The 1,548-nt window shown below is 65.5% G+C and carries 1 protein-coding gene; it reads left to right on the plus strand.

What is annotated here, in order from left to right; all coding sequences use genetic code 11:
- Window positions 1-97: 97 nt before the first annotated feature.
- Complete coding sequence (locus tag ABIC09_RS37380; protein ID WP_354112432.1) at window positions 98-1,426, plus strand: IS1182 family transposase; 1,329 nt, start codon at window positions 98-100, stop codon at window positions 1,424-1,426.
- Window positions 1,427-1,548: the final 122 nt, after the last annotated feature.

The raw sequence follows: 1,548 nt of genomic DNA on the forward strand, positions 1-1,548 counted from the left end.
CCCTCAGAGGGTGTGAATCTTTTGACTGCTTGCAAGCAAGTATAGCGGATCGCCGGTACATATGATTCTCTTCGCGATGGATTGGCGGGAGGCGGTGATGTCGGCTGATGAGTTGTTTGGGCAGCTGCCGGAGCAGGCGAAGGCACAAGCCGGAGCGGCGCCGCTCGGCGCGCCGCGGCTGCGGGAACCCCAACGCGACCAGATCGAGTTGCGGGCGGTGGATATCGAGAGCCTGATTGGGGAAGACCATCCGGTGCGCCTGTTCTGGTCCTATGTCGAAAGGCTTGATCTGAGCGAGTTGGAGAACCGGATCAAGGCGCGGGGTGAGCGGCCCGGTCACCCCGCGACCTCGCCGCGGCTTTTGCTGGCGCTGTGGCTCTCAGCCACCAGCGAGGGCGTCGGCAGCGCACGCGCTTTGGAGCGGCTGTGCGAGAGCCATGACGCCTATCGTTGGCTGTGTGGCGGGGTGTCGGTGAACCATCACACGCTGGCGGACTTCCGGGTCGGTTGCGCCGAGCTGCTCGACCGGCTGCTTAGCGAGCATCTGGCGGCGCTGGCGAAGGCTGGCCTCGTCGATCTGGAGACGCTGGCGCAGGACGGGGTGCGGGTGCGGGCCAGCGCGGGAGCCGCCTCGTTCCGGCGCGAGGCAACACTGGACAAACATCTGGCTCAGGCTGAGGCGGTGGTGGAAGATCTCAAGCGCGAGGTCGACGCACGCTCGGACGCCAGCAATCAGCGCATGAAGGCCGCAAAGGAGCGCGCCGCGCGCGAGCGTCAGGCACGCGTGAAAGCGGCGCAGACGGCGCTTGCCGAGATCAAGCAGCAGCGCAAGGAGCGCGAAGAAAAACGCGGCAACGGCAAGAAGCCGAAGGAGCCGCGGGCTTCCACGACAGACGCCGATGCACGGGTCATGAAGATGGCCGACGGCGGCTTCCGCCCAGCCTACAACGTGCAGGTGACGAGTGCGGCCGGCCAGCAAATCGTCGTTGACATCGAGGTCTGCAACACCGGGTCCGATCGCGGCCTGATGCGGCCGATGCTGGAGCGGCAGCGCATACGTCCTGGCGGCCTGCCCAAAGACCATCTCGTCGATGGCGGCTTTGGCAGCGCGGAGGACATCGAATGGGCGCATGCCGAGGGCATCGAGGTCTTTTGTCCACCCACTCAATCCAAACATGGTACGGACCCGTACCTGCCGCGGCGCGGCGACGGCCCGGGGGTCCTGGCCTGGCGCGCGCGGATGGCGAGCGAAACGGGCAAGGCCCGGTACAAGGCCCGTGCGATCTGCGAGTGCATTCATGCCCGCTGGCGCAACTGGGACCTGCGCCAACTGACCGTGCGCGGCTTCGAAAAGGTCCGCGCCATCGTGCTCTGGTACGCTCTCACCAACAACATCCTGCAAGGTCACCGCCTCGCCAGCACATAGAGAGGCGCTCACCGACATCCACCAACCTCCCCACAGCCGCCCAAACCACCCGTTGCCACTGCGAGGAATTGCCGCATCCTTAGATGGACCACGCAAAACGAGAAAGATTGGCAAGCTCTCAG

The sequence above is a fragment of the Bradyrhizobium sp. S3.12.5 genome (genome assembly GCF_040548225.1).
GTDB classification, from domain to species: domain Bacteria; phylum Pseudomonadota; class Alphaproteobacteria; order Rhizobiales; family Xanthobacteraceae; genus Bradyrhizobium; species Bradyrhizobium cytisi.